This is a genomic window from Emticicia sp. (genome assembly GCF_049241225.1).
Lineage (GTDB): Bacteria > Bacteroidota > Bacteroidia > Cytophagales > Spirosomataceae > Emticicia.
This window is the reverse complement of the sequence record NZ_JBMLRC010000443.1, coordinates 1-1,624: the sequence shown is the minus strand read 5'-3', so window position 1 is coordinate 1,624 and position 1,624 is coordinate 1. Positions and strand designations below refer to the sequence as shown.

2 protein-coding genes are annotated in these 1,624 nt (G+C 41.6%); both read right to left on the bottom strand.

All coding sequences use genetic code 11. The features are described from left to right. Positions 1-830, bottom strand: an 830-nt coding sequence (locus ACOVO2_RS23015) for a molybdopterin molybdotransferase MoeA (protein ID WP_421772223.1), incomplete at its 3' end; no start/stop codon positions are given. Between the two features lie 103 nt (positions 831-933). Beyond that, positions 934-1,624 (bottom strand): vWA domain-containing protein (locus ACOVO2_RS23010; protein ID WP_421772222.1); only part of this gene is annotated, 691 nt, incomplete at its 5' end.

Below are 1,624 nucleotides of genomic sequence, written 5' to 3'. Positions count from 1 at the left end.
GGGCGTTGCGAAACTTTATGAAAAAGCTTTTTAACTCCTTGATTTTCAAGAGCTTTTGGTACAAAATCAAATTTTCCCGCCGAAACTCCACCGCTTAAAATCAGCACATCAAAAGTTTCCATAAATGCTGCAATTTTTGCCTCAATGATTGCTTGGTCATCGGGTAAAAGTACATTTTCGGTTTCAAGTCCCCAGTTTTTGAGCGAAGCTTGTAAGGCAAATCCATTTGAGGTGCGTATCTGATGCGGCAATGGCGTTTCGGTAATTGGCACGATTTCTTCTCCCGTTGAAATAACTACCGCACGTAGTTTTCGTTGTACTAAAATCTCATGTTTTCCAATCGTAGCCGCCACACCGATTTCGGCAGGAGAAAGTTTGCGTCCTTTCGGCACAATTACATCACCCGTTTTGCGGTCAGAACCTTGTGGGTGAATATTTTGCCTTGCTTTGATTTCGTTTGTGTCAATCGTAATTCGGGCAGTTTTATCTTTTATTTCAATATCTTCATATCGAATAACGGCATCAGTTCCGAGCGGAATCATTGCCCCAGTCATTACTTCAATACAATTTTCGGGGTTTTGTAAGGTTTTTTCGGAGTTTCCCGCCGCCGTAGTTGCTTCAATCAAAAAGCTGGTTTGCCCTTTTGAAAGTTGCTCGTGTCGAATAGCGATACCGTCCATCGTAACTCTATTGAAGGGCGGAAAATCACGGTCGGCACATAAATCTTCGGCTAAAATTCGTCCCAGAGCGGCATCAATTGATACTTTTTCGGTGGGAATTGTAAGGACATTTTCTAAAATGAGTTGCTCGGCTTGTTCGACAGTTATCATTATTTTATCTGAAATTTTGGGCAATTTACGAAGATATATGGTGAATGACGAATTATTCGAGCGGTTCGCCGCAGCGATGACGAATTACTTGTCTAACTGATTTCTAAACCTTCAACTTCAAAATCACCTCTTTCAACGTTTCAAAATTGTGTCCTGATGAAAACACATCAAGCAGTGGGAGGGCGGCTTTCATAGAACGAGCTTCGGGTTTATAGCCCGCATGACCAGCCAATGGATTAAGCCACACGATTTTATTCGCTCGTTTTTTGATGGCTTTTAGGCTTTCTTCTACAAGCTCAGGTTCGCCCATGTCAAGGCCATCGCTGATTATCAGCACAATACTTTTATGGTCGAGAAGTCGTTGGCAGTCGTTTTCGGCGAAATTTTGTAGGCTTTGCCCAATATCAGTTCCACCTGCCCAATGAGGAACTGTGTCCGAAACTTTTTGTAGGGCCGTGCGGAAATCAGATTCATTGAGTTCTTCCGAAATTCGTTGTAATGAAGTGCTAAAAACATACGTTTCTATGCGGTGATATACTTTTTTGAAGGCAAACATAAACTGCACGAAAAATCGACTGTAAATTTCCATCGACTTACTCACATCGCAAATCAAAAACAACTTTACACGAGTAGGTTTGGCTTTTTTATGGTGCAGAAATAGTATTTCTTCACCGTTTCGGAAGTTTTTTTGAAGCGTTCGGCGTAAATCCAAAATTCCACCGTGGCGAGTTGGCTCGAATCTTCTACTTGGTTTTTGAGCTAAACGTCTCGCAATTAGTTTGATTAATTTTTCG